This window comes from Psychrobacter sp. DAB_AL62B (assembly GCF_028895345.1).
In the GTDB taxonomy this organism is placed as follows: Bacteria; Pseudomonadota; Gammaproteobacteria; order Pseudomonadales; family Moraxellaceae; genus Psychrobacter.
The window spans coordinates 1-465 of record NZ_SAXC01000034.1 but is presented as its reverse complement, the minus strand read 5'-3'; the positions used below and the strand labels follow the sequence as shown (position 1 = coordinate 465).

Here is a 465-nt window from a genome sequence, read left to right as displayed (position 1 = left end):
TTTGGAAGGTTTCCCCTTTCTTATCAGTTCTTAATCGCTTGACGTTTTCTAGTAAAAATATTTTTGGACGCTTTTCAGCCAAAATTCGCTGAATCTCAAAAAACATAGTGCCGCGTGTATCTTTAAATCCTTGCTTTAGACCCGCTTGTGAGAACGCTTGGCAAGGAAATCCTGCTAACAACAAGTCATGATCAGGAATATCTTTAGCGCGCACCTCAGTTATATCACCGCTTGGATACTCTCCATAATTAGCAAAATAGGTCTTTTGAGCATGTTTATCTATTTCACTAGTAAAAACACACTTACCACCCTGTTTTTGGAATGGCAAACGTATACCACCAATACCTGCAAACAAATCAATAAAAGTGAAATCATTGTTTTTATTAGTGTGTTCAAAAGGATGGGTATTGTTAAGAGCTTCTAGCTTCGCTAGCCTTGTGATAGAGGGTTTATGTTCTCCATTCT

Annotated in this window: 1 protein-coding gene; it reads right to left on the bottom strand. The window is 37.8% G+C overall.

Annotated features, from left to right (window positions below):
* On the bottom strand, positions 1 to 465 hold a 465-nt coding region (locus tag EPB74_RS13385), incomplete at both ends, for a DNA cytosine methyltransferase (RefSeq protein ID WP_274904645.1).